This window comes from Bradyrhizobium sp. T-12 (assembly GCF_058314695.1).
Map to the genome: position 1 here is coordinate 4665405 of NZ_CM177756.1, position 24205 is coordinate 4689609.

Here is a 24205-nt window from a genome sequence, read left to right on the forward strand (position 1 = left end):
GGTCGCAACCCTTCGTTAACCCTCGCCACGATATGGTTAACGAAGGTTGACCCTTTGGCCCGGGCGTCATGTTTCGTATCGACTTCAACAAGCTGCGCTTCCTCGTCTGCGACGACAATCCGCACATGCGCCGCATCCTGCGGACGCTGTTGCATTCCTTCGGCGCACGCGAAGTCTATGAAGCCGAGGACGGCGCCACCGCGCTCGAGATGTACAGCCATTACGTGCCCGACATCGTCATCACCGATTGGGCGATGCCGATCTTCGACGGACTCGAGCTTGCGCAGATGATCCGGCAGCCGGAATCCAAGGGCAACCCCTACGCGCCGATCATCATGCTGACCGGCCATTCCGAGAAGCGCCGCGTCACCGTCGCGCGCGATGCCGGTGTCACCGAATTCCTGGCCAAGCCGATCTCGGCCAAGGGGCTCTATCAGCGCATCCTCAACGTGGTCGCCAATCCCCGCCCCTTCATCAAAACCAAGACCTATTTCGGGCCGGACCGGCGCCGCAACACCAACTCCGCCTATATGGGTCCCGAGCGCCGCGTCGGCGAAAAGCATGAGGTGCTGCAACAGCCCTCGCTGCTCGACAAGGCCCGCTCCTCCATCTAGCGCAGGCGTCTTCAGACGAGGCAGGCATCATGGCGAAGAACAGTGCAAAGGACATCGAGGTCAAGGCCTTCGCCACGCATCAGGTCATCACGCAGCCCAACCCGCTGCGCAAGGTTCTGCGCCGCGTCGAGGAGAAGGACCTGGACGATCCGGTCGGCCGCGCCGAACAGGCGCTCGCGGGCCTTTCCGGCGAGTTCAAGGACTGGATGACGACCGAGGTCAACCGTCTGTCGGCCGCCTATGTCGCCGTTCGCAACGACGGCTTCACCAAGGAGCGGCGCGACGAGCTGTTTCACGCCGCTCACGACATCAAGGGCGACGCCGTGACATTCGGCTATCCGGCCGCGGCGGGAGTAGCCGAGAGCCTGTGCCGCGTCATCGAGCACGCGCCGGATCTGGAAAAGGTCCCGGCCGAACTGTTCACGCACCACATCAACGCCATCCTCGCCATCGTGCACGAGAATACCCGGCTCGACCGCATCAGCGTCTCCGCCGAGCTCAGCCGTCGCCTGCGCAAGGTCGCCGACGACTATCTCGCGCAGGTCAACCGCGATCGGCCCGAACATCTCGAGGTGATCCTGGCGCCGAGCATCGCGCCGGCGGAGTGAGGCTCGGCTCTCTCCCCGTCATTGCGAGCGCATCGAAGCAATCCGGAATCCCTCCGCGGAGAGATTCTGGATTGCTTCGTCGCTTCGCCCGCACCCTACGGCATCACGCCGCGATCAGATCGTCGTACACCGGGTCGACCGCATCATCCGCGGCCAGCTCGTCGCAGAACAGCCGTGCCTCTTCCCGCGCCGATTCGGTGGCGAAGCGGCGCAGCAGGACCATCAACGGCTCGGCGACGCCGCGGTCGGTCTCGCAATGGGTGAGCACACGCTCGACCATGCGACGGCGCAGCCGGACCGCACCATCGTCGCTGTCGACGAAGCCCTGCTCGTGGCAGGCATCGAGCGCGACCTGGAATGCCGCAAACGTCGCCTCCGGAAGCCCGGCGCGCCGGAGCAGCGCGTGCAGGCTGTTGCCGCCGCGGTCATGCAGCAGCGCGGAGACGCGCGCCAGCGGCAGATCGGCAAGCTCGGCGAGTGCCGCGTCGAACAGGTCGAGATTGCTCGACAACAGCGCGCGCAGGATCAGGCCGGCCGTCAGCTGGCCCGTGACGCGCAGATGATGCACCAGGCCCTGCATGTCCTCGCCGCGCGAGCGCGCCGCGATGTTGATGGTGGAGCGGTCGCGCGCCTCGATCGTGATGCGGTCGGCACGGTCGGCGCTCAGCCAGTTCCGCGCCACGACGAATTGCGCGAGCGTCTCGGAGAGTTTTGCCACCAGCGCGGCGCGGGTTGCGGACGGCAGGTCATCCAGCACCAGCATCGCCTCGCGGATCGCGGCGAGATGGCCATGGCGCTCGACGATGCGATTCCACGAGAACGGCGCAAGTTCGGCATGGGGATTTTCGATCAGCTCGAGCGCCGCCGCGGCGCAGCCGACTTCGGCGATGGCAGCGCAGACCGAGACCGGCAGCGCGATGCGGCGGGCGACCGCGCATTGCACCTCGTCATTGCCGGTGGCGACGATATCGACGAGATCGGCGTCGATCAGCAGCGGAGAATGTTCGAGCACGGGCAGCGCGACGGTCGGCTGGTCCGCCGACAGCGCCCGCACGATCGACGCCGGAGCATCGAGGCTGCGCGCAAAGGCCTCGGCCATGGCCTGCCGCACCAGGGGCGAGGGATCGTCGAGCTGCATCAACAGCGCGCCTTCGGCGGCGATGCGGTCGCCTGTCGAAAGGTCTGAGATCAGCCAGGCCCGGGCCAACGCCCGTGTTGCCTCGGCCCGCTCGCCGGCGGGCGCCGTTCTGATCCAATTGATGAACTGCCGAACAATCATGCTGCTTCCGGCTTACACAACAAACGAAAAGGGTGACGGCTCGTCACCTGCAACACAAAATAAACCACGACGCTTAACAAAGCGTTCACCATAACTGGCTGGTTTTGTTGAGGATTTGTTAAGGGAACAAAGCCGCTTGGGATGCGTGCCCCCGGACGTAGCGCAGCAGCGCTTCGCGCTGCTGCGCGTAAGGGACGCGAGACCTAGCTCGAGAACGTGCCGTTGCGATCGCTGAAGAGATCGAGCGGCTGCGGCGGCCGCACGTCAGGCGCAGCTGAGGCGACCGAGGTGAGCGAGGCGTTGTTGCCCCACAATTTCTGCACGGTGGTCGAGACCGGCTGCGTGGTATCGCCGGGCTGATAGATCGAGCGGAAGGCCGGCGTTGTCGGCGTATTGTCCGCGACCGTTGTCGGCGATGTCGCACTGACTGGCGTCACGGCGTTCGTGTTGGGGAAGGTCTGGAGATAAGCAGCGTTGTCGACCATCGGCGCGGTGGGCTGCACCCCATTCGCGCTCGCAACCTGCGTCGTCGACGGCGTGCCGCCATACATCGCCATCGCGCTGCGGGTCACCTTCGAATTGGCCGCGCTGGCATAGCGCGCGTCCAGCACCGAATAGACTTCGGAGACGCTGCGGGCGCGGCCGTCCTTGGCGTAGAAGATCGAGCGGTTGGCGGAGGCGGCGTTCGGAAACAGCCGCGCACCGACCGCTTGCGGATTGTCCTCGGCATTCGCGATCAGTTTTGCGGCGCCGCCGACGCCCATGAAATGCGCCATGTAGAGTTCGCTGTCGCTCGGCCTGCGCCCGAGCAGGCCGGTGAGCTTGAAGCTGTTCGACTGCGTCAGCGCCGCCGCCATGCTGGAGGCGGCTTCCGGATCGTCACGCAGCTTCATGATCGACCGCTTCATCGCGGGATCATCCACGCTGTAGCCGCCCGACGACGTCCTGGTGATGGCGTCGGAATAGTTGCCGTAGCCGAGCTGGGTGCCGGCCTCCTTCACGGTGCCGAGCCAGGTCTGGTCGATGAACTGGTAGAGCCCATGCGCGGACGAGGTGGTGGCCCCTGCCGTGGGATCGAAATCCGATTCCATCTTGGCGGTGGTCAGCATGTACTGGAAGCTGACGCCGCTGACGTTCGAGGCCTGCTTGATCGCACCGGCGACGCGCGCCCGCGTCGGCTCGAGACCGACCGTCTGCGTGGCACTGGAATTGTCGACCGACATGATGAAGTGCCCGCCCCGTGCGGCGTTGAGCGGCGCCGGCAATTCGGACGCCTGTCGTTTCACCGTGGGACAGGTATGGTTAATGCGGGGTTAATTCAGCCCTCACCCTCATCCCGGGCTCGCGCTTCGCGTGCCCCGGAATGCAGCGAGCTACTTCTTGTAGACCGCATCCGGATCGAACAGCCGCTCCGCATCGGTGAAGACCAGCTTGGCGCCGCCGCCCTCGCCCTCGACCTTGCGATAGAAGCACGAGCGTCGCCCGGTGTGGCAGGCAGCCCCGATCTGCTCGACACGGATCCAGACTGCGTCCTGGTCGCAATCGGTGCGCATCTCGATCACGCGCTGGGTCTGACCCGAGGTCTCACCTTTTCGCCACAAGGCATTGCGCGAGCGGCTGAAGTACCAGGCCTCGCCGGTAGCGATCGTCTTGCGCAGTGCCTCGTCGTTCATGTGCGCGACCATCAGGACGTCGCCGGTGGCAACGTCGGTCGCGACGACGGTCACGAGGCCGCTGGCGTCGAACTTGGGCAGGAAGGCGAGACCTTCCTCGGTCTCATGGGAGTGGGCGGACACGACCTTGCCGATCTATTCGCGAGGTCAGCGCGTGCCTCGCACCAGGGACAGGAAGCGGGCTTGCTCCGCCGGATTGTCGCGGAACATGCCGGTGAAGCGGCTGGTGAAGGTGGAGGCGCCATGCTTGGCGACGCCGCGCACCGACATGCAGGTATGCTCGGCCTCGATCAGCACGGCAACGCCGCGCGGCTTGAGGACCTCGTCGATGGCGGCGGCGATCTGCGCCGTCAGATGCTCCTGGGTCTGGAGCCTGCGGGCGAAGATGTCGGTGAGGCGGGCGAGCTTCGACAGTCCGACGACGCGCTCCACCGGCGTGTAGGCGATGTGCGCCTTGCCGTAGAACGGCATCATGTGATGCTCGCACTGCGAGGTGAACTCGATGTCGCGCACTAGCACGAAATCGTCGTAGCCGGCGGTCTCGCCGAAGGTGCGGTCCAGCACCTCGGCCGGACACTGGTGATAGCCCTGATACAGCTCGTCGAAGGCTTCGACGACGCGGCGCGGCGTGTCGAGCAGGCCCTCACGCTCGGTGTTCTCGCCGATATAGGCGAGCAGCGTCTTCACCGCCGCTTCCGCCTCGGCGCGCGCCGGGCGCGGCTGGTCGGCACGGACGGCGGCCGCGAGGAATTCGGCGGGATCAAGCTCGGCCGGACGGCTCTCCGGCAGCTTGTTGGGGCGGATCGGCTTGATTGTCGCGTCCATATCGACTCCGTTCGACGGCCTTAACGGCCGGAGTGTCACCGGCAGACGGGGCGGCCAAGCCGCCGGACGCCTGAAGAGAACAGTTTTGGCGCAAAAGGTCCTGAGCTGACAACGCTGGCGGCGCAGATCCGGATCACCGCCTTGCACCGCTGGACTGTTTTTCCACCAGTTCCGCCCCTATATAGGACCCTGAATGGCGCCCGCCAAGGCCGATCGGGCGCGGAAGTGCTGGACTCCATCACATGCTGAACGACATCTACAACAAGCGGATCATCGAACTCGCCGGGAATATTCCGCGCCTCGGACGGCTGCCGGACCCCGATGCCTCCGCCACCGCTCACTCCAAGCTGTGCGGCTCGACCGTCAAGGTCGACCTCAAGATGACCGGAGATACCGTCACCGACTTCGCCCATGACGTGAAGGCGTGCGCACTCGGACAAGCCTCCTCATCCATCATGGCAAGTCGGGTTGTCGGCTCGACTGCGAGCGAACTCCGTGAGTTACGCGAAACTGTTCGCAAGATGCTGAAGGAGAACGGCGCGCCGCCGGAAGGCAAATGGGAGGAGATCAAATTCCTCGAGCCTGTCCGCGACTACAAGGCCCGCCATGCCTCGACGCTGCTGACCTTCGATGCCGTGGTCGATGCCATCGGCCAGATCGAGGCCAAAGCCAAGCAGCCGGCCGCGGCGCAGGGGTAAGCGCCGCGCCGTTTCGGGGCGTCGCAAAGCGACGGACCTGGATCCCCGAGATTGCAGCGCGAGATTCTCAGGCGCGCAATTGCGCACCATAGTCAGCGCTACGCTCGCCCCGGAATGACAAGCCAGATCGAAGAGCTTACTTCGGCGTCGCCGCAGCGGTCGGCGCGGCAGCCACGCCGCCCGTTGGCACCACGGCTTCCGCCGTCTTGGTCGACTTGGCTGCCTGCTCCGGTTCCACGCCAAATCTTGCCTGCGTCTTCGGAGCAAGCTCCGCCATCGCCGGCGCGGAAATGTCCACATGCGGCAGCACGTCGGCCACGAGATCGGTCGTCACGAGATTGGTGAGCTTGAGCTCGCCGGCGTCCAGTTCATGCAGGTCTTCCCAGGGCGGAACGCTGAGCGCGAGCGACAGCAGGTCGCCCGCTCCGCCCATGTCGAACGTGTATTTGGCGAGACGGCCGATGTCCCGCTCCACAATCATCAGGTCCTGCGCGCTGTAGCTCGCCGCCTTGGCATCATCGGCGCGATCCCCCATCCAGATCTGGTGAACCCGGACATGGGCAGCTTCCGGCACGTAGCGCTTCTTGCCGGCCAGCAGCAGGAACACGCACATGGATTCGCAATAGGCCTCGGGCGCGACCGCCGGACGAGCCGACTGCCCGCCGCGGAGGCTGACGCCGACGGTGGTCAGGAGGCCGAGATTGCGGAAGCGACGGCCGAGCGTGATCGCGTCATTGACCGAGCCGCCGCTGGAATCGAGCACCACAGTGGCGCCGCCGAGCTGGCGGCCGCGAGAAAACTCCTCGAAATCCTTCGGGGTATCGGCGGTGATGATGCCGACCGCGCTGACCCAGCCGCGGCAGTTCGGCTCGCAGGCGACCCAGTTGAACTTCATCGGCAGCTTGCGCTCTTCGAGCACAGCACCGGCGCGGGCCGACGACCCGAGTGTCGCAACGGCGCCAGCCAGCACGACTCCACAGACGGCGGTTCCCACCAGCAACCAGCCGCGAAGATTGAGCGACGTCAGAACTTTCAAACTGGTCCCTTCCCCAAGCCCCAAAGCGATTCAGGCAAGCCCCGTTTAGCGTCCGATGAGTCTACACATGGACGTCACAAAAATGGTATCCGGGCGAATACAGATCGTCCATAGGCACTTGCTGCACTGCTCTCAAAAAGCACGCAAAATATGGCGTGGAAACAACAGCTTACAGTTCCCTGCCGCGGAACCGCGCAATCCTTCGCTCAACATCGCATCACGGCGCACATGAAGCATTCAGCCTGCGGGCATTGTTCCAGTTCGGTCGAAGGGGCGCTTCGGCTCCCACGCAGATTCGGCCGGGCACTGATCTGGCTCTACCGACATACGCTCTCGCCCCTGGTCGGTTACAACTGCCGGCATCTGCCGACCTGCTCTGTCTATGGCGACGAGGCGATCGAACGGTTCGGGCTCTGGGCCGGCGGCTGGATGACGCTCGCGCGGCTGCTCCGCTGCAATCCCTTCGGCACCTCGGGCATCGACAACGTACCGCTCACCGCGCCGCAAGGTGCGCGCTGGTATCTGCCATGGCGCTACGGCCGCTGGCGCGGGGTCAATGCATCCTGAGATTGCTGCGATGCTTAGTGCATCGGTAGCCTGAGCGGAACCTGAGACAATCTTCCCGCGTTGTTTCGATGCTCCCCCGGGAGGAAACAACAATGCGCTGGAAAATCAGCCCTCATATTCACGCCAAGCTTGGGCCCACCCCCGGCTCCAGGCGGCATCACGATCCCAGAACCATGGACCTGCTCGCGATCGTCGCCTTGCTGGCGCTCGTGCTCGGCTCCGGCTGGTATCTGGCATCGAGCCTTGCGACACCGGCGAGCACGACGGCGTTCATCGTGCCGAGCCAGAACGTGCACTGGTAATCAGCGAAACCAGTAGAAGCGCCCGGGCGGCGGCGGAATCGGCTCGGGCGGCCGCAGCCGTTTCGGACGCGGCGGCTTCGGCGTCGGATCGGCCGACGAGGTGGCCTCCCCGCCCGGCGGCGTTTCGGTGCCCGGCACCCTCACCGCCAGCAACAAGTTCGACTCATGCATCCGCCAGCGGTAGCCGACGCCAAAGTCGATCGGCTGGGCGCGTGTGAACAGCTCGGCGTAGCGCTCCTGGTAGCGGCCGGGGAATTCGCCGATCGGCCCGAGATAGCGGCCGAACGGGAAGAACCGCCATTGCCGGGCGCCGTAGTTCGCGAGCGGAATGCCGGAATCGTCCTGGATAATGGTGGCGCTGTTGGCGAGCAGCCAGTCGCGGACCACCGCGAAATCGCTCTTGTGCAGAAGATAGGATGCACTCTTGAGCAGGCTGTTGCCGGGCCCCAGCGTCTCGCAAAACTTCAGGAAGCCGGTGTTGCGCGCGCCGGCATTGGAAAGGTCGGTCGAGAAATAATACAGCGTGCGCGCTTCGCCATCGGGGCCTGCAAAGGTGATGCGGACGCCGCGCGTCGCGTTACGCCCGGGATTGTCGTCGCCGACATGCACTGCCCCCTTGTCGTCGAGCGCGATCATCTCGACGTTGCGGATGGTCTTGCCCGAGCGCGCGAGGAAGACATAGAGGATTGGCAAGGTGCCGTTGACCTGGTTGGCGTGCAGGTCGACCTTCATCTGCTTGGTGATGAAAAAGGAAAAGCTCAGGATCGAGCCGAGCGAACGCTCGACATTGTAGAGCGCGGCACCGACCGAGCCGCGCGGCAGCCGCGTCAGATCGGGCACGGCGCCGACCGGCTCCAGCGCGCCGAGCACGTAGGTGCTGGCCTTGGAATAGAAGGCGTTGGCGTAAAGGAAATCGGGGCCGCTGAACATGTAGAACATGGTCGGCCGGGGCGCGGCGAGATTGACGTCGGCCCAATCGCGGATCTTCGAGAGCTGGCGCTGTTCGAGCTGGGCGAAGGCGCCGTCGAAGAATTTTGCGTGGCGCTGCCAGCCGGGATCCCTCGTGAGCGGCAGCAGCGGCGAGTCCGCCGAAGGCTGCATGCCCGCAAGGAAGCGCGCGGTGTCATCGAAAGTGACGTCGGCGGCACGGGCGGACGAGACGGCCGCAGCCAGCAAGGCAAGAGCGACGGCCACGATTCTGAGGGGTCGAAACATATCTATTCGCGATGATGTGAATGGCCAGCAGCGACCGGCCGCCTGCGGAAAACAGCATAAATCAACAGGCCCGAGAGCATGACGAGCATCCCCGAGAGCGACTGCACAGGCCGCTCGGTCAACAGGTAGTACATCATGAACCCGGTCACGAGCAGGAAAACCAGCGGCGTGAACGGGTATCCCCAGGCGCGATAGGGCCTCGGCAAGTCGGGATCGGTGATGCGCAGCTTGATGACGCCGGCGACGGTGAAGAACGAGCAGAACAGCAGTGCAAATTGGATGAAGTCGAGCACCGCCTCGAAGCTGCGCGTGAACAGCAGAAGGTTGGCGATCGCGAGCTGAAACAGGATGGCATAGGCCGGCGCGCCGCTCGTCGATCGCTTCGAGAACACGCGCAGGGCCGGAATGTCCTCCCCCATCGTCATCATCACGCGCGGGCCGATCCACATCATCGCGGAGATCGAGGAGATCAGGCCGAAACAGATCATCGCCCCGACGATCCTGCCGCCGAGACCGCCGAAGATGGCACTGCCGGCGACGCTGGCGACATCGAGCTGGCCGGCGAGCGCGCCAACCGGCGTCGAGTAGAGAAACACTGCGTTCAGCGCGACGTACAGGACGAGCACGATCAGCGTGCCCGCGAGCAGCGCACGCGGCAGGTCCCGCTGCGGCATGTTCATCTCGCCGATGATGTAGGTCGCGGCATTCCAGCCCGAGAACGAATACATCACGAAGACGAGCCCGATCGCGAAGGGCGCGCTGACGATATGGGCGAGATCGCCGGCCTGCGGTGTGAAGGCGATCGGCTGCGGCACGCCGATGACGAAGCCGGCGACCAGGAAGGCGACGATCAGGGCAACCTTGATGATGGTCGAGATCAGCTGGAAGGTCGAGGAGTGCCTGACGCCGGTCAGTTGCACCAGCGAGACCAGCCACACCACGGCGATGGCAAGCGGGATCGGCGGCAGGTCTGGCACGACCGACTTGGCGTATTCGCCGAACGCCATCGCGGCAAGCGCGACCGGCGCTGCGAAGCCCACCGTCGCCGACACCCAGCCGGCGAGAAAGCCGAAAGCCGGATGATAGGCACGGCCGAGGAAATTGTACTCGCCGCTCGAGCGCGGAAACATCGCCCCGAGCTCGCTGTAGGCGAACACGCCGCAGAGCGCGACGATGCCGCCGACGGTCCACAGCAGCAGGATCGAGAAGCCGGACGGGATATCCTTGACCTGGAAGCCGAGGCTGGTGAAGACGCCGACCCCGATCATGTCGGCCACCACGATGGCGGTTGCGACCAGAACCGAGACCCCTGTCCCGCCTCCGGTCAGCCGGCCAGTCCAGGGTGCCGTTCCCGCATCTGATGCCGTCATCGGGGTCCTTAAGCCGAGGCGTCTCGCCTCGCGGGCGCATCGTGCAGTTTGGCCCAGTCAATTCAAGCAGGGTTAACAAGGGTTAAATGAGGCAGCGGCAGCGGGTATTTCAGCACCGCTTATCCCCGCTGTCAGACGAAAAGGCCGCCGAGCACCGGAAAGTCCCGCTCCTTCTCCCCACAATCAGGACACGATTGCGTGGTCCTTTTGAGCGTTCCGGATGTGGGGAAGTTTCTCCGGACGCTTAACGTCGCCTAAACGCCGGTCGGCTCAATTGTCTCAATAATGCCGATGGACGTGACTTTGGGGTCATGGGTGGATGGTCGGGGCCGTTCCGAAACCGAGAGCTGATGATCGTGCTGATCGGACACCGTCCGGTCGGCGCGGTCGTGCGCTCCCGGCCTGCCTGATCTCAGCCTTGGTGCCGCTGTCGCTGACGCTGGTTCAATGCGGCAAGGCGCCGAACCCGGCGGCGCTCGCGGCGAACTCGCAGGCCAATGTGCAGGTGGTCGTCAAGACCAACACCCAAGTCGCGAGCGGCGACACGTTCGAGGATCGCTTCCCGGCCCCCCAGTTCAGGGAGCGCTTCCCGTCGGCGAGCGAAAGTCTCCTGCAACGGCAGATGTCGGACTTCTCGCCCAAGCACGCCGTACAGCACCAGCCGCCGGAGCAGGCGCCCTACAAGGTCGCATCGCTCGAGCCGCAGGTCCCCTATAAGCGTTCGCCACGCGACGATTTGACGACCCTCGTCAGCATGAAGTCGTCGGCCTTCCCCTATTTCGGCAACAACCCCGCCTCCGACGCGCCGTTCCTCAACATCTCCAAGGGCGACCGCCGCGGTCATCGCAGCTATTCCGGTCGCGTGTTCTGGCAGGACGAGACCTACAATGACAGCCGCGTGCTGGTGCACGTGCCCGAGCATTTCGACGTGCGTAAGCCGGGCGTGATCGTGGTGTTCTTCCACGGCAACGGCGCAACGCTCGAACGCGACGTGCGCGATCGCCAGCTGGTGCCCAAGCAGATCACCGATTCCGGCGCCAATGCCGTGCTGCTTGCACCGCAGATGGCCGTCGATGCCGCCGATTCCAGCGCCGGCAAGTTCTGGCAACCGGGCGGCTTCAAGCGCTTCATGGCGGAATCGGCCGACCACCTCGCCCGCGTCACCGGCGATCCCAACAGCGCGCGCGCCTTTGCCAACATGCCGATCGTGATCGTCGGCTATAGCGGCGGCTTCCTGCCGACGGCCTGGAGCCTGGAGGTCGGCGGCATCAGCGACCGCGTCCGCGGCGTCGTGCTGCTCGACGCCGTCTATGGCGAAATGGACAAGTTCGCATCCTGGATCGAGAGCCATCGTTCCGGCTTCTTCGTCAGCGCCTACACCCGCGGCACGGCGCGGCGCGACCGCGAGCTGATGAGCACGCTCCGCCAGAAAGGCATCAGCGTCGCCGAGGACATGGATGAGCCGCTCCGTCCAGGCAGCGTGGTGTTCGTCGAGACCGCCGACGGCATCACCCATCGCGACTATGTCACCCGCGCCTGGACGCGGGATCCGCTCAAGGACGTGCTGGTGAAGATGGCTGCGACGCCAGCGCTGGCGGTGACGCGGGTGGCCTCCACCAATCCGTCGGCGGCGAGCCGCTAACCGATTTTGCGCGCGGCGGTATTCGGCTGCGTTGCCTGCAATTCTCGCAGGCTTTGATCAAAATGTGATGTTGATGGCCGAAATCCCCGGAAGCCGCCGGATTGCTTCCGCCGGCAAGGCTCATACTTTGCCGGCCGGTTTGTGATTGGAATTCTGCGGGGGCGGCAGTGCGTCAGGGATTGTACAAGGTCGACTTCCACACCGTGCACGGAACGGGCTGCGGCGTCGTCTATGTGATGGATGGCAGGATGCGCGGGGGCAATTCCGCCTTCGCCTTCATCGGCACCTATACGGGCGAAGGCGACAGCATCAAGGTCAAGATCTCGACCCAGCGCTACAATGACGACCCGTCCTTCAAGGCGCTGTTTGGCGTCGACCGGATCACGCTGGCGCTCGCCGGCCGGGAGGACGGCGACACCGCGGAATTCGAGGGCAACGCACTGCAGGCGCCGGGCGTTGCCTTCCGGGCCGTGCTCAGCCGGATCAGCGACTGAGCCTCAGCCGATCCAGCCTCTGCTCTTGCAGCCTCAGGTCTAGCAGCCTCAGCTCTTGGGCAGCTTCGGGATGCTCTCGGCGAAGCCGTTGTAGCAGGCGAGCCGCTCGTCCTCTTCCTTGAAGAATTTGCAATCGGCGTAGCCCTTGGCCTTCGCCGGTTTCGGCTTCGGCGCCGGCGGGATAATGGCGTCGTAGCAGTTCAGCCGGTCCTTGGTGCCGTCATCGAGCTCCAGGCAGGCCTGGAGCCGCACCGCGATCGACTGCGGCTTGCCCTTCGGCGCCGCAGCCGGCTTCGCCGCCGCTTCCTTGGTCCCCGCCTTGGTACCCTTGGGCTTGACCTGCACCAAGGGCTTGTCCCCGACCATCGGTGGCTTGTCGGCTTGCGCAAACGCGGAGGCTGAATAGAGCACCGCGGCAACCGCCAGAATCATCCTCATTTCAGTCAACTCTCTTTGGTCCCCATGACCGGCCTTCTAGCGCTCCCGCGCGCGGTTTGCCAAGCACCTTGCGCACAGGAAACGCGGCAGTCAGGCCGCGGCGGCAACCCGATGGGGCCGGGTCAGGACGATCAGGATCAGCGCCAGCACGACGAAACCGACTGCAACGAAGCCGAGCGTATGCAGGAGCTCGCGGGCGAACAACAATCCCCCGATGGCGGAGCCGACGGCCTGGCCGATATAGAGGACCGACGTGTTGAGCGCGACGGTCGCCGATGCCAGGGGCGGCGCGGCCGCAACCAGCCGCACCTGCTGCATCGAATTGGTCGAGGCAAAACCGAGACCCCAGACCGCGACCCCGGCCGCCATGAAGGCAAGCGCGCCTGCGCCGATCGCCCAGCCGGCGATGCCGGTCAGCAGCAGGCAGGCGAACAGCAGCGACGTGCGATAAGGCCCCCAACTGTCGACGATGCGGGTGGCGATGACGACGCCGAGGAAGCCGCAGACACCGTAGAGCGCGAACACCATGCCGATCGCATCGGGGCCGGCGCCGGTGAGCTTGCCCAGCAGCGGACCCATGAAGGTGAACACCACGAACTGCCCCGACATCTGCAGCATGGTGATCGCGAGCAGCAGCAGAATTGTCTTGTCGCGGCCGACCTCGCGCCAGGTCTTCAGATCCACCGGCACCCCCTTCAAGCCCGCCGGCAAGCGCAGCAGCAACAGCAGGACGCTGAGACAACCGAGCGCGCCGATCCCGCCATAGGCCGCCTGCCAGCCGTAGCGGCTGGCGATGAAGGTGATCAGCGGCAAGCCGACGGCGGCAGCCAGCGACCAGCCGAGAAAGATATAGGCGATGGTGCTGCCGCGCCGCTCAGTCGGCACGATCATCGCCGCGGTGCCGGCAGCCTGCGGCGTATAGAGCGCACCGACGGCGAGCATCACGAGACGGATGACGAGGAGGCTGGTGTAGCCGGGCGCAAGGGCCGAGGCGAGATTGCCGAGCGCGAGCACCGCGAGCGTCGTCGTCAGCAGCGTGCGCCGTTCGATGCGGCTGGTCAGCCAGGCCGTCAGCGGCGAGCCGATGCACAGCGTCACCGCGCCGAAGGTGATCAGCAGCCCGGCGGCATGAATGCTGATGTCGAGCCCCCTCGCCAACTCCGGCAGCATGCCCGCCGGGGCCAGCACGGAGCAGCCGGTGACGAGATTGCCAAGCATGAGGGCAGTTGGCGCGAAACGGCCGGCGGCAGGGGATTTTTCCATGCAAGTGCATGTAGAGCAGGCCCGCCGCCCGTTAAAGCCCCGTTGCTCGAAATAGTTCGTGCCAGGCCCCGGCTTTTGCGCGCCGATTTCTTGGAATTGCCGGATTGCGCAGGCCGAATCGCCTGATATATCGCTCGTTCCCGCTTACCTGCGCTCGTTCGCAGGAGTGAGCCTCAGGAGAAAAGCAATGACCGAACAGCCCCCCAAATCCGAGTCCGGCTTCCAGTACAGCCTCTCCAATCTCAAGCCCGTGACCCCAGCCGCCAAAATCACCCTCACCTTCCCCGACGGCGCCAAGCGCGAATACGACAAGAGCATCACGGGCCTCGATATCGCCAAGGGCATCTCGCCGTCGCTGGCCAAGCGCACGGTTGCGATGGCGCTCGACGGCGTGCTCACCGACCTCAACGATCCCATCGAGGACGATGCCAAGATCGAGCTCGTCAACCGCGACGACCCGCGCGCGCTGGAATTGATCCGCCACGATTGCGCCCACGTGCTCGCCGAAGCCGTGCAGACGCTGTGGCCGGGCACGCAGGTCACCATCGGTCCGGTGATCGAGAACGGCTTCTACTACGACTTCTTCCGCAACGAGCCGTTCACGCCGGAAGACTTTGCCGCGATCGAGAAAAAGATGCGCGAGATCATCGCGCGCGACAAGCCTTTCACCAAGGAAGTCTGGGACCGCGAGAAAACCAAACAGGTGTTCCGCGACAAGGGCGAGGCCTTCAAGGTCGAGCTGGTCGATGCCATTCCCGGCACCGAGCCGATCAAGATCTACTACCAGGGCGACTGGTTCGATTTGTGCCGCGGCCCGCACATGACCTCGACCGGCAAGGTCGGTAACGCGTTCAAGCTGATGAAGGTTGCCGGCGCCTATTGGCGGGGCGACAGCAACAACCCGATGCTGACCCGCATCTACGGCACCGCCTTCGCCAAGCAGGAGGACCTCGACGCTTATCTCAAGCAGATCGAGGAAGCCGAGAAACGCGACCATCGCAAGCTCGGGCGCGAGCTGGACCTCTTCCACTTCCAGGAGGAAGGTCCGGGCGTCGTGTTCTGGCACCCGAAGGGCTGGACCATCTTCCAGCAGCTCATCGCCTATATGCGCCGCCGCCTGACCGGCGATTACAGCGAGGTCAACGCGCCGCAGATCCTCGACAAGGTGCTGTGGGAGACCTCGGGCCATTGGGGCTGGTATCGCGAGAACATGTTCGCGGCGCAGTCGGCCGGCGACGAGGCGGAGGACAAGCGCTGGTTTGCGCTGAAGCCGATGAACTGCCCCGGCCACGTGCAGATCTTCAAGCACGGCCTGAAGAGCTACCGCGACCTGCCCTTGCGCCTCGCCGAGTTCGGCGTGGTGCATCGCTACGAGCCCTCGGGCGCCATGCACGGCTTGATGCGCGTGCGCGGCTTCACCCAGGACGACGCGCACATCTTCTGCACCGAGGACCAGCTTGCCGAGGAATGCTTGAAGATCAACGACCTGATCCTGTCGACCTATGCCGATTTCGGCTTCACCGGCGATCTCACCGTGAAGCTGTCGACCCGGCCGGAAAAGCGCGTCGGCACGGACGAGATGTGGGATCACGCCGAGCGCGTGATGGCGACGGTGCTGCGCGAAATCCAGACGCAGAACAACCACATCAGGACCGAGATCAACCCGGGCGAAGGCGCCTTCTACGGACCGAAGTTCGAATACGTGCTGCGCGACGCCATCGGCCGCGACTGGCAGTGCGGCACCACGCAAGTCGACTTCAACCTGCCGGAGCGGTTCGGTGCGTTCTACATCGACCATGACGGCGGCAAGAAACCGCCCGTGATGGTGCACCGCGCGATCTGCGGCTCGATGGAGCGCTATATCGGCATCCTGATCGAGCACTATGCCGGCAACTTCCCGCTCTGGCTGTCGCCGGTGCAGGCGGTGGTCACCACCATCACTTCGGAAGGCGACGAATACGCCAAGGTGGTGATGGAGCAGGCTCGGCGCGCCGGGCTTCGGGTCGAGATCGACCTGCGCAACGAAAAGATCAACTACAAGGTCCGCGAGCACTCGCTGGCCAAGATCCCGGCGCTGCTCGTGGTCGGCAAAAAGGAGGCCGAGACGCATTCGGTCTCGGTCCGCCGGCTCGGCAGCGACGGCCAGAAGGTGATGACGACCGCCGAGGCGATCGCCGCGCTGGTCGACGAGGCGACGCCGCCGGATGTGAAGCGAGCGCGCGGGACCGCCTGACGTCGTTCAAGCCGCCCTGTCTTGCCCAACTTTAATGAGGGACTCGGCCGGAATGCCGAGCCCCTCATGCAGGCGTCGGATCATGCTGAGCGTCAATTCGCGCCGCCGGTTGAGCACCTCGTGAACCCGATTGCGGCTGCCGATAAAGGGAATCAAGTCCCTTGGCTGCAGGCCGCTCTGCTCCATATGATACTTAATGGCTTCTACCGGATCCGGCAGATCGAGCCGGTAATGCTTACGCTCCCACGCCTCCACGAGCGTCACAAGCACATCAAGCCGATCGCCCTCAGGCGAGTTTCGGCGCGCACTCATCAACGTCTCGATCTCTTTGAGGGCGCGACGATAATCCCGGTTAGACTTGATTGGCGCGATTTCCATCATCGACCTTCTAAATGGTTTGCGCATCGATTGCGTCGTATTGCCGATGCGTTCCGACAAAGCGGACATAGACTACGCGGTATGGGTAATTGATCCAGACCACGACACGATATTTGTTGCCGGCGACGTTGAAGACGACGCGGCCATCCCTGAGGATGCTAGCGGTTCTGATATCTCGCTTGACGTCCGCGGGCTTCGCCCAATCGGCCCGCTTGACCTGCCGAAACCAAGCCATCAGAGGTTCGCGAGCGTCGGAAGGCTCGCTCGCCCGATCGAGAAATGCCTTGATCGTGCTGAGCGCTATGATCCTCATTCTATTCATCTTAGCATAGTCCCAAATTGGGACCACAACTTTCTGGCCGGGCCAGTAGACTCATAATCCCTCTAAAATCTCTTCCATTCGTCGTCTGCCATGCCTATCTCCGGGCGGAAGTAGCAAGCCATAAGGACGCCCCGTGCCCGACGCCATCGAACTTCTGAAGACCCGCCGCTCGGTCAAGCCGCGCGAGATGACCGGGCCCGGCCCCTCTGCGGCCGAGCTCGAGACCATCCTCACCATTGGCGCGCGCGTGCCTGATCATGGCAAGCTCGCCCCCTGGCGCTTCATCATCTTCGAGGGAGATGCCCGCCAGCGTGCCGGCGAGGTGATCGCAAACGTCTTTGCCCGGAAGAATCCCTGCGCGCCGGCGGCCGACGTCGAGATCGAGCGCAAGCGCCTCATGGATGCGCCGCTGGTGATCGGCATCGTCAGCTTCACCAAGCCGCATCCGAAAGTGCCGGCGTTCGAGCAGGAATTGTCGGCGGGCGCCAGCGCCATGAACATCGTCACGGCCGCGACCGCGCTCGGCTACGGCGCCTGCTGGCTGACCGGCTGGTTCTCGTTCGATCGCGACGTGCTCGACGGCCTCGGCCTCAAGCCGGACGAGAAGCTCGCCGGCTTCATTCACGTGGGCAAGCCGACCAAGCCGAGCGAAGACCGTCCGCGACCGTTCCTTTCGGAAATCGTGACGCGTTTTTAAGCGATGTCGTGTTGACGCCTCTCGCGTCTTGCGGCTTTGATCGCGCCGAGGGAGGAAGGTCGGATGAGACGTCGTGAATTTCTGGTCGGGGCCGCGATGCTCGCCGGCACGATGGCGCAAAGCCGCGCTGCCGACATCCCCGCCCCGTCGCCGGACGGGCTCGACCGCATCACGGCGTATTTCAACGACGAGGTGACGAGCGGCCGGCTGCCGGGCGCCGTGATCCTGGTGCAGCAGCACGGCAAACCGGTCTATCTCAAGACATTCGGCGTGCGCGACACCCGGACGGGCCTTGCCATGACGCCCGATACGGTCTTCGCCATCCACTCGATGACCAAGCCGATCACCTGCCTCGGCGCGATGATGCTGATCGACGAGGGCAAGCTCGCGCTCACCGATCCCGTGTCGAAATACGTCCCGCTGTTCGCGGGCACCAAGGTCGGCCTCGAGGTCACCCTGCCCGACGGCAAGCTGGAGCTCGACCTCGTGCCGCCGGTCCGGCCCGTCAACATCGAGGACCTGCTGCGGCACACCTCGGGCATCAGCTACGATTACATCGGTGGCAAATGGGTCGAGCAGGCCTACAAGGCCGCCAACATTTTCGAAGGCCAATTCAACAACAGGGAGTTCGCCGACCGCATCGCCAAGCTGCCGCTGGCGCGGCAGCCGGGAACCCTGTGGCGCTACGGCCATTCCACCGACGTGCTCGGCGCTGTCATCGAGATCATCTCGGGCCAGACGCTGTACGAATTCCTGAAGGCACGCATCTTCGATCCGCTCGGCATGACCAGCACCAAATTCGCTCTGGCGACGGAGGACGAGCTGGCGCGGATGGCGCGGCCGCTGCCGAACGATTTCATCCTGCTCGCCGCCGAGCGCGAGCGTCTCGACCATCCCGAATGGCAGTCCGGCGGCGGCGGCCTGCTCTCGACCATCACCGACTATCAGCGCTTCTCGCAGATGCTGCTCAACGGCGGCGAGTTCGAGGGCAAGCGCTATCTGAGCCCGGCCGCCTTCAAGGCGATGACGACCGATCATATCGGCCCCGGCTCCGGCGTCGGACGCGACTACTTCTATTTTCCGGGCGACGGCTTCGGCTATGGCTATGGCCTTGCGGTACGGACCGATCCCGGCAACGCGAAACCGCCGCCGCCGGGCTCGCTCGGCGAATTGAAATGGGACTCAGGGAGCGGCACCTATTTCGGCGTCGATCCCAAGCTCGACATGGTCTACCTCATGATGCAGCAGACCCAGAACGAGCGCAGCCGCATCACGCCCGCCTTCAAGGCGCTGGTGTACGACTGCTACCCCGAGGGGCTACGCCGCCCGTGAGGCGCGCTGACCGAAATCGGCGAGCAGCTTGGCGATCTCGGCCGCGGGCCGCGCCGCGCTGAACAGAAAACCCTGCACCTCGTTGCAGCCTTCGGCGCGAAGCCAGTCGAGTTGATCCTCGGTCTCGACGCCCTCGGCCGTCGTCGTGATGTTGAGGCTGCGGCCGAGGCCGGAGATCGCGCGCACGATCGCGCTGCAATCGGGCCGCTGCGCCAGGTCCTTCACGAACGAACGGTCGATCTTGATCTTGTCGAACGGGAAGCTGCGCAAATAGCTGAGGCTGGAATAGCCCGTGCCGAAATCATCCATGGAAATGCCGACGCCGAGCTCGCGCAATTGGTGCAGGATTGCGAGATTGGCGTCGGTCTCGGCCAGGAAGATCGACTCGGTGATTTCGAGCTCGAGCCGTCGCGGCGACAGGCCGGACTGCGCGAGAGCCGAGATCACCACCTGCACCAAATTGCGGCTGCGGAATTGCGCCGGCGACAGATTGACCGCGACTTTGACATCGGCAGGCCATTTCACCGCCTCGGCGCAGGCCTCGCGCAGCACCCACTCCCCCAACTGGGTGATGAGGCCGATGTCCTCGGCGACGGGAATGAACTCCGCCGGCGAGATCATGCCCTTGTCGGGATGACGCCAGCGCAGCAGCGATTCGAAGCCTGAGATGCGGTCGGATGCGATCGTCACCAGCGGCTGGTAGTGCAGCTCGAACTCGCCATTGGCGAAGGCGCGGCGCAGATCGAGCTCCAGGTCGCGGCGCTTCTGCGCCTGCAGGTCCATCTCGCGTTCGAAGAAATGGTGCACGCCGCCGCCATCGGACTTTGCCCGGTACAGCGCCATGTCGGCATTGCGCATCAGCTCCCCCGGCGTCGTGCCGTCGCCGGGCGACAGCGCGATGCCGATGCTGGCGCCGATCACCATCTCCTGGCCGTCGAGATCATAGGGCGCCTTCAGCATGTCGATCAGCAGGCTCGCGCAGGCGCTGGCCTCGTTTGGCGAGACGTCGGCACTGAGGATCACCGCGAACTCGTCGCCGCCGAGCCGGGCCGCGAGACTGGCGCCGCGGACCGCCTTGGTCAGGCGCCCGGCGACGTCCTTGAGCAGGCGATCGCCGACGGGATGACCGAAGGAATCGTTGATGTTCTTGAACAGGTCCAGGTCGATGTAGAGAACGCCGACGCGCTTGTCCCCGGCCTGGTCCAGGGCCTGCTTCAGCCGCTCCTGAAAATATTCGCGGTTCGGCAGGTCGGTGAGCCCGTCATGGTGCGCCATGTGCGCGATGCGCGCCTCGGCCTTGCGCCGCTCGGTGATGTCGACCACCGCGACCAGATAACCGTCGCGATCATCGAAGGCCACGCGGCGGCCGAAGGTGAGCACTTCGATCTCGCTGCCGTCGGAGCGCAGGTGCCGCCAGTTGCGCGAGGAATGATAGGCGTCGCCGACGCGCTCCAGCGCCTCGGCGTGGCTTTCCCACTCGTCCTCCGGCCAGATCTCGTGCAACTTCATGCGCAGGAAGGTGGCGCAGCTGTAGCCGTAATGCTGGACAGCGGCGTCGTTGACGCCAAGGAATTGCTTGGTCTGCGCGTCGAACACCCACATCGGCATCGGGTTGTTGTCGAACAGCAGGCGGAACGAGGCGTCCCGCCGTTTCAACGCGGTGACATCGGAGATCGTCAGCGAGACCACGTCCGCGAAGGCCGTGGCACTGAGACGGAGATGCCGCCCCTCGCTCTCGATCTCGAGCTGCTCGCCGCGGCCGCCCGCGACGGCCTTGAGCAGAAAGTCCATGACCTCGGGCAGAGCCAGCAGCGTGGTCTCCTCGCCGATCCGCCGCCACAACAGGCTTCCGCTCGCAACCTTCAACAATGCGCCTGCGCTGTTGTTGTGATGCACGACCTGAAGATCGAACGGCTTGCCGCCGGCATCGCGCAAGGTCGTGAGCGAGATCACCGCGTCGTCAGTCGAGGCGAAGATCGCGTCCAGCAGATTGTACTGCGTGCCGCGCTCGTTGATATAGGCGCCGACCAGCGTGGCGCCCCAGCGCGAGGCCGTCGGCAGCGCCAGCAAGTCGTAAGTCCTGACCATGCCGTCGCGCACGCAATACGCGCTGGCGTGATGCGGCTGTCCCGTCGTCAGCGCAATGGTGGCGGCTTCCGTCAGCGCCGTGGCGCAATCGGGCGACAGATCCGAAACCGGAATGTCCCAGCTCTCCTCACCGAGCCATTCCTGCACGTAACGTCCGCTGCGCGACAGCTCGAGCGCGCCATCGTTCCTCAGGAGCGCGATGTGATCGGCAAGCCGTCCGAGACTGCCGAGCATGACGTCCTCGTAGCGCGGCAGCCGGTCACCCGGCTTCAACGCGGCACGCCATTTGCGCTGCAGTACCGGGATGTCGTCGAACATTTCAGCGGACGGTTTTCCCGGCATCTTCTTCGCAGCATTCATGGCAGCCCCCAACGCACTTTCCGGGCGCATCCAATGCAGGCGCACTTAACGACGTGTAAAGAGCGCGCGAGCGTGGGTTCCATTCAGCGATTATGACAGTTTTAAGTCGGGTGTTGGTTAGTGCGGATTAGAGACTATGACGGTCGCGCGAAGGCGAGCCGGACGCGCAGCGCGTAGCACTTCTCAACGACAGACACACCTTCGCATCCTCGCGGCTCATTCGCCCGAGCTTTGCCTGGTCGCATCACGCCCATTGAAAGAGGGCGCAGGGAAGACCGGGTGCCGGCCGGGCACCCACGGTCCACTGTGCGAAAGGTGGCAACAAGAATTTGCACAGCGGCATACAGGTGGAGCCGAGCATCCGGCCTTCCCTGCGCAGTGGTCTTACGGCTTATGTCGCGCTCTCCTCGGGGAGCGATGCACTATTGCCCCCGTCGCCTTGCGGATCGCTGATGCACGTGCCCGGTCGGGCCGCCGCATCACCACAAGACTTGACGCACAGACTGCGGGCGCCAGGACCACACGATTTTGCCGTACGCCGATCACACCGGTCGTATGCGCGAGGTGCCTTGCTCACGGTTGCCCGCCCTGCAAGACTCTTTCGCGCCGATGCAATCAGCGTCCACCGCCGCCCGACCCGCGTTCGTGACGATCGCGATACGCCCGTCTTCCTTGGGCCGGGTTGCCGCGACACATACGCGCTTTCCGAATTTCGTTGAAGTGGAGTATTTTCGGCGACGAGCGTTGACCCATAGCTCGGGTGTTTCGCCCGTCGGGCAACGCAAGGGATTGTGGCCGCAGGCTGCCTGCCTACGGAGCCCTGGCAGCCAACCTCTCGATCACGAGGTCAAGCAGCGCGCGCAGGCGGGCAAGACGTCTGAGATCGCGGTGATAACCGACATAGGTGTCGCGGCCGGGCGGCGCCGTGCCGATGTCGAGCGCGACGAGGCGGCGGTCGCGATCGCCGAGCAGACGCGGCAGCACCGCCAGTCCACCGCCGCTCGCACATAGCTCGGCCTGCGCCTGCCTATTGTTGCTGCGCGAGGCGATCTGCGCATTCGGCAGCGTGCGCTTCAGCCAGACCGCGTCCGGCATGTCGGCGAACTCGGCATTCATGGTGACGACGCGGACAGCGCTGCCGTCGCCGGCGCGCGGCGGCTTGCTGCCCTTCTTGCCATAGAGCGCGTAGGGAATGTGCAGCAGCTTTCTGGAGATCACCTCGGGCTCGCTGAACGGCTTGATGCGGAAGACCAGGTCGGCCTCGCGCCGCGGCAGGCTGTAGAGCCGCGCATCGGTCAGGAGTTCCACCGTCACCTTGGGGTGACGCTTGCCGAACGCTGCGATCACCGGCGACAGCATCACCGTCCCGAACCAGTCCGACGACGACAGGCGCAACAGGCCGTCGAGCTGCGTCTCCGCACCCGACACATGTCGCTCCAGCGCGAGCGCCTCGTCCTCGATCCGTTCGGCGTGGCGGAGCACGGCGGTGCCCTCGTCGGTCAGCACGAAACCATCCGCCGTGCGCTGGAACAATGTCTGTCCCAGCGCTGTCTCGAGCGCGCGAAGCCGCCGGCCCATCGTCGGTTGGGTCTGGCCGATCTTGCGCGCGGCGGCGCCGAGGGTGCCTTCGCGGGCAATCGCCAGGAAGATGCGCAGATCGCTCCAGTCCATCAGAATCCCCGCCATACAAAACTGTATGAGGATCGTACAGCCTTGTTCCTTCCCATGCAAAATTTCATGAGCATATTGGAGGCCGACAACGGAGCAAGACGGTCATGTCGACACAATTGACGATGCGCGCTGGCGTCCTGGAGGCTCACAACACCCCCTTACGCCTCGCGACGATTTCAAGGCCCGAGATCGGGCCGCGCGAGGTGCTGGTGCGGGTGCGCGCGAGCGGGGTCAATCCGCTCGACACCAAGATCCATGCCGGCACGGCCGCGCATGCGCGCCATTCGCTGCCGGCGATCCCCGGGATCGATCTCGCCGGCGTGGTCGAACGCACGGGGCGTGAGGTGACCCGGTTCAAGGTCGGCGACGAGGTCTACGGCATGACCGGTGGCGTCGGCGGCGTGCCGGCATCGCTGGCCGAATTCGCCGCTGTCGATGCCGACCTCCTGGCATTGAAGCCCGCCAATCTCAGCATGCGGGAAGCTGCCGCCCTGCCCTTGATCGTCATCACGGCCTGGGAAGGCCTGATCGACCGCGCGGCGTTGAAGGCCGGCCAGAAGGTCTTGATCCACGGCGGCGCAGGCGGCGTCGGCCATGTCGCGATCCAGATCGCGCGCGCATTCGGAGCGGACGTGTTCGCAACCGGCTCGGCGTCGCAGCGCGCCACGATCGAAGGCTTCGGCGCCGTGTTCATCGATCGCGACAGTCCGGTCGAAGCCTACCTTGCGCAGCATACCGGCGGCCGCGGCTTCGACATCGTCTACGACACCGTCGGCGGCAAGGTGCTCGACGCCTCCTTTGAAGCGGTGCGCCGCTTCGGCCATGTGGTGAGCGCACTCGGCTGGGGGACGCATGCGCTTGCGCCACTGTCGTTCCGCGCCGCCACCTATTCCGGCGTGTTCACGCTGCTGCCGCTGCTGTCGGGCGAAGGCCGCGCCCATCACGGGGAGATCATGACGGAGGCCACGGGCCTCGTCGAGGCCGGCAAGCTCGTGCCGCTGCTCGACGCCAGGCGCTTTACGATGGAGAGCGTCGGCGAGGCCTATGCGCTGATCCGAGACCACGCCGCCAAGGGCAAGCTGGTCGTCGAGATCTGAGTG

24 protein-coding genes are annotated in these 24205 nt (G+C 64.9%); 11 read left to right on the forward strand and 13 right to left on the reverse strand.

Features of this window, described 5'->3' with window-relative positions; genetic code table 11:
* Window positions 1–68: 68 nt before the first annotated feature.
* Entirely contained in the window at window positions 69–614 is a 546-nt protein-coding gene (locus AC0WRY_RS22230) for a response regulator (RefSeq protein WP_008549760.1), read from the forward strand.
* Between the two features lie 29 nt (window positions 615–643).
* Window positions 644–1222 carry an Hpt domain-containing protein gene (locus tag AC0WRY_RS22235; protein WP_194402960.1) on the forward strand — a complete coding sequence of 193 codons (579 nt, stop codon included), beginning with the start codon at window positions 644–646 and terminating at the stop codon, window positions 1220–1222.
* 103 nt (window positions 1223–1325) lie between these two features.
* Here the strand turns inward: AC0WRY_RS22235 and AC0WRY_RS22240 are convergent, their stop codons facing one another.
* From AC0WRY_RS22240 to folE, 4 genes are all read right to left on the reverse strand, one after another.
* Window positions 1326–2501 (reverse strand): DUF2336 domain-containing protein, encoded by a 1176-nt coding sequence (locus tag AC0WRY_RS22240; RefSeq protein ID WP_194402961.1) that lies wholly within the window; start codon window positions 2499–2501, stop codon window positions 1326–1328.
* 203 nt (window positions 2502–2704) lie between these two features.
* A complete protein-coding gene (locus AC0WRY_RS22245) occupies window positions 2705–3766 on the reverse strand; it encodes a lytic transglycosylase domain-containing protein (protein ID WP_491120901.1) in 1062 nt (353 codons plus the stop codon).
* A 108-nt stretch (window positions 3767–3874) separates the two neighbouring features.
* Window positions 3875–4297 carry a phosphoribosyl-AMP cyclohydrolase gene (gene hisI / locus AC0WRY_RS22250; protein WP_194402963.1) on the reverse strand — a complete coding sequence of 141 codons (423 nt, stop codon included), beginning with the start codon at window positions 4295–4297 and terminating at the stop codon, window positions 3875–3877.
* Between the two features lie 24 nt (window positions 4298–4321).
* Window positions 4322–4999 carry a GTP cyclohydrolase I FolE gene (folE, locus tag AC0WRY_RS22255; RefSeq protein ID WP_194402964.1) on the reverse strand — a complete coding sequence of 226 codons (678 nt, stop codon included), beginning with the start codon at window positions 4997–4999 and terminating at the stop codon, window positions 4322–4324.
* Between the two features lie 242 nt (window positions 5000–5241).
* Here folE and AC0WRY_RS22260 point away from each other — a divergent pair, with 242 nt between their 5' ends.
* Window positions 5242–5697, forward strand: coding sequence for an iron-sulfur cluster assembly scaffold protein (locus AC0WRY_RS22260; protein ID WP_126257965.1), 456 nt, complete (start codon window positions 5242–5244; stop codon window positions 5695–5697).
* Between the two features lie 136 nt (window positions 5698–5833).
* On the opposite strand, the gene AC0WRY_RS22265 is transcribed toward AC0WRY_RS22260, so the two are convergent.
* The gene (locus tag AC0WRY_RS22265) at window positions 5834–6733 is read right to left on the reverse strand and encodes a COG3904 family protein (RefSeq protein WP_194402965.1); all 900 of its coding nucleotides are present in this window, start codon (window positions 6731–6733) and stop codon (window positions 5834–5836) included.
* Window positions 6734–6961: 228 nt separating this feature from the next.
* On the opposite strand from AC0WRY_RS22265, the gene yidD reads away from it, so the two are divergent.
* Together yidD and AC0WRY_RS22275 are read left to right on the forward strand one after the other, a co-directional pair.
* Window positions 6962–7300 carry a membrane protein insertion efficiency factor YidD gene (gene yidD, locus AC0WRY_RS22270; protein WP_194402966.1) on the forward strand — a complete coding sequence of 113 codons (339 nt, stop codon included), beginning with the start codon at window positions 6962–6964 and terminating at the stop codon, window positions 7298–7300.
* A 92-nt stretch (window positions 7301–7392) separates the two neighbouring features.
* Window positions 7393–7602: a hypothetical protein gene (locus AC0WRY_RS22275; protein WP_194402967.1), complete on the forward strand. Its 210-nt coding sequence runs from the start codon at window positions 7393–7395 to the stop codon at window positions 7600–7602.
* Here the strand turns inward: AC0WRY_RS22275 and AC0WRY_RS22280 are convergent, their stop codons facing one another.
* Together AC0WRY_RS22280 and AC0WRY_RS22285 are read right to left on the reverse strand one after the other, a co-directional pair.
* Window positions 7603–8817 carry a hypothetical protein gene (locus AC0WRY_RS22280; RefSeq protein WP_194402968.1) on the reverse strand — a complete coding sequence of 405 codons (1215 nt, stop codon included), beginning with the start codon at window positions 8815–8817 and terminating at the stop codon, window positions 7603–7605.
* A 2-nt stretch (window positions 8818–8819) separates the two neighbouring features.
* Window positions 8820–10187 (reverse strand): APC family permease, encoded by a 1368-nt coding sequence (locus tag AC0WRY_RS22285; protein ID WP_194402969.1) that lies wholly within the window; start codon window positions 10185–10187, stop codon window positions 8820–8822.
* Window positions 10188–10506: 319 nt separating this feature from the next.
* Here AC0WRY_RS22285 and AC0WRY_RS22290 point away from each other — a divergent pair, with 319 nt between their 5' ends.
* Window positions 10507–11829: an alpha/beta hydrolase gene (locus AC0WRY_RS22290; protein WP_194402970.1), complete on the forward strand. Its 1323-nt coding sequence runs from the start codon at window positions 10507–10509 to the stop codon at window positions 11827–11829.
* Between the two features lie 167 nt (window positions 11830–11996).
* Window positions 11997–12323: a GrlR family regulatory protein gene (locus AC0WRY_RS22295; protein ID WP_194402971.1), complete on the forward strand. Its 327-nt coding sequence runs from the start codon at window positions 11997–11999 to the stop codon at window positions 12321–12323.
* Between the two features lie 48 nt (window positions 12324–12371).
* Here AC0WRY_RS22295 and AC0WRY_RS22300 read toward each other — a convergent pair whose 3' ends face one another.
* Entirely contained in the window at window positions 12372–12761 is a 390-nt protein-coding gene (locus AC0WRY_RS22300) for a hypothetical protein (protein ID WP_194402972.1), read from the reverse strand.
* Between the two features lie 90 nt (window positions 12762–12851).
* Window positions 12852–14024: an MFS transporter gene (locus AC0WRY_RS22305; RefSeq protein WP_194402973.1), complete on the reverse strand. Its 1173-nt coding sequence runs from the start codon at window positions 14022–14024 to the stop codon at window positions 12852–12854.
* 187 nt (window positions 14025–14211) lie between these two features.
* On the opposite strand from AC0WRY_RS22305, the gene thrS reads away from it, so the two are divergent.
* The gene (thrS, locus tag AC0WRY_RS22310) at window positions 14212–16257 is read left to right on the forward strand and encodes a threonine--tRNA ligase (protein WP_194402974.1); all 2046 of its coding nucleotides are present in this window, start codon (window positions 14212–14214) and stop codon (window positions 16255–16257) included.
* A 6-nt stretch (window positions 16258–16263) separates the two neighbouring features.
* Here thrS and AC0WRY_RS22315 read toward each other — a convergent pair whose 3' ends face one another.
* Window positions 16264–16635: a helix-turn-helix domain-containing protein gene (locus AC0WRY_RS22315; RefSeq protein WP_194408370.1), complete on the reverse strand. Its 372-nt coding sequence runs from the start codon at window positions 16633–16635 to the stop codon at window positions 16264–16266.
* A gap of 10 nt (window positions 16636–16645) precedes the next feature.
* Entirely contained in the window at window positions 16646–16870 is a 225-nt protein-coding gene (locus AC0WRY_RS22320; RefSeq protein WP_246776304.1) for a type II toxin-antitoxin system HigB family toxin, read from the reverse strand.
* A gap of 220 nt (window positions 16871–17090) precedes the next feature.
* Here AC0WRY_RS22320 and AC0WRY_RS22325 point away from each other — a divergent pair, with 220 nt between their 5' ends.
* Both AC0WRY_RS22325 and AC0WRY_RS22330 read left to right on the forward strand, forming a co-directional pair.
* On the forward strand, window positions 17091–17654 hold the full coding sequence (locus AC0WRY_RS22325; RefSeq protein ID WP_194402976.1) for a nitroreductase family protein: 564 nt from the start codon (window positions 17091–17093) through the stop codon (window positions 17652–17654).
* 63 nt (window positions 17655–17717) lie between these two features.
* Window positions 17718–18986, forward strand: a complete 1269-nt coding sequence (locus AC0WRY_RS22330; RefSeq protein ID WP_194402977.1) for a serine hydrolase domain-containing protein — start codon at window positions 17718–17720, stop codon at window positions 18984–18986.
* Here the strand turns inward: AC0WRY_RS22330 and AC0WRY_RS22335 are convergent.
* Together AC0WRY_RS22335 and AC0WRY_RS22340 are read right to left on the reverse strand one after the other, a co-directional pair.
* Entirely contained in the window at window positions 18972–21434 is a 2463-nt protein-coding gene (locus tag AC0WRY_RS22335; protein ID WP_194402978.1) for a putative bifunctional diguanylate cyclase/phosphodiesterase, read from the reverse strand. The genes AC0WRY_RS22330 and AC0WRY_RS22335 overlap by 15 nt on opposite strands.
* Window positions 21435–22244: 810 nt before the next feature.
* Window positions 22245–23105, reverse strand: coding sequence for a LysR family transcriptional regulator (locus AC0WRY_RS22340; protein WP_194402979.1), 861 nt, complete (start codon window positions 23103–23105; stop codon window positions 22245–22247).
* Window positions 23106–23209: 104 nt separating this feature from the next.
* Here AC0WRY_RS22340 and AC0WRY_RS22345 point away from each other — a divergent pair, with 104 nt between their 5' ends.
* On the forward strand, window positions 23210–24202 hold the full coding sequence (locus tag AC0WRY_RS22345; RefSeq protein WP_491120909.1) for a zinc-dependent alcohol dehydrogenase family protein: 993 nt from the start codon (window positions 23210–23212) through the stop codon (window positions 24200–24202).
* Window positions 24203–24205: the final 3 nt, after the last annotated feature.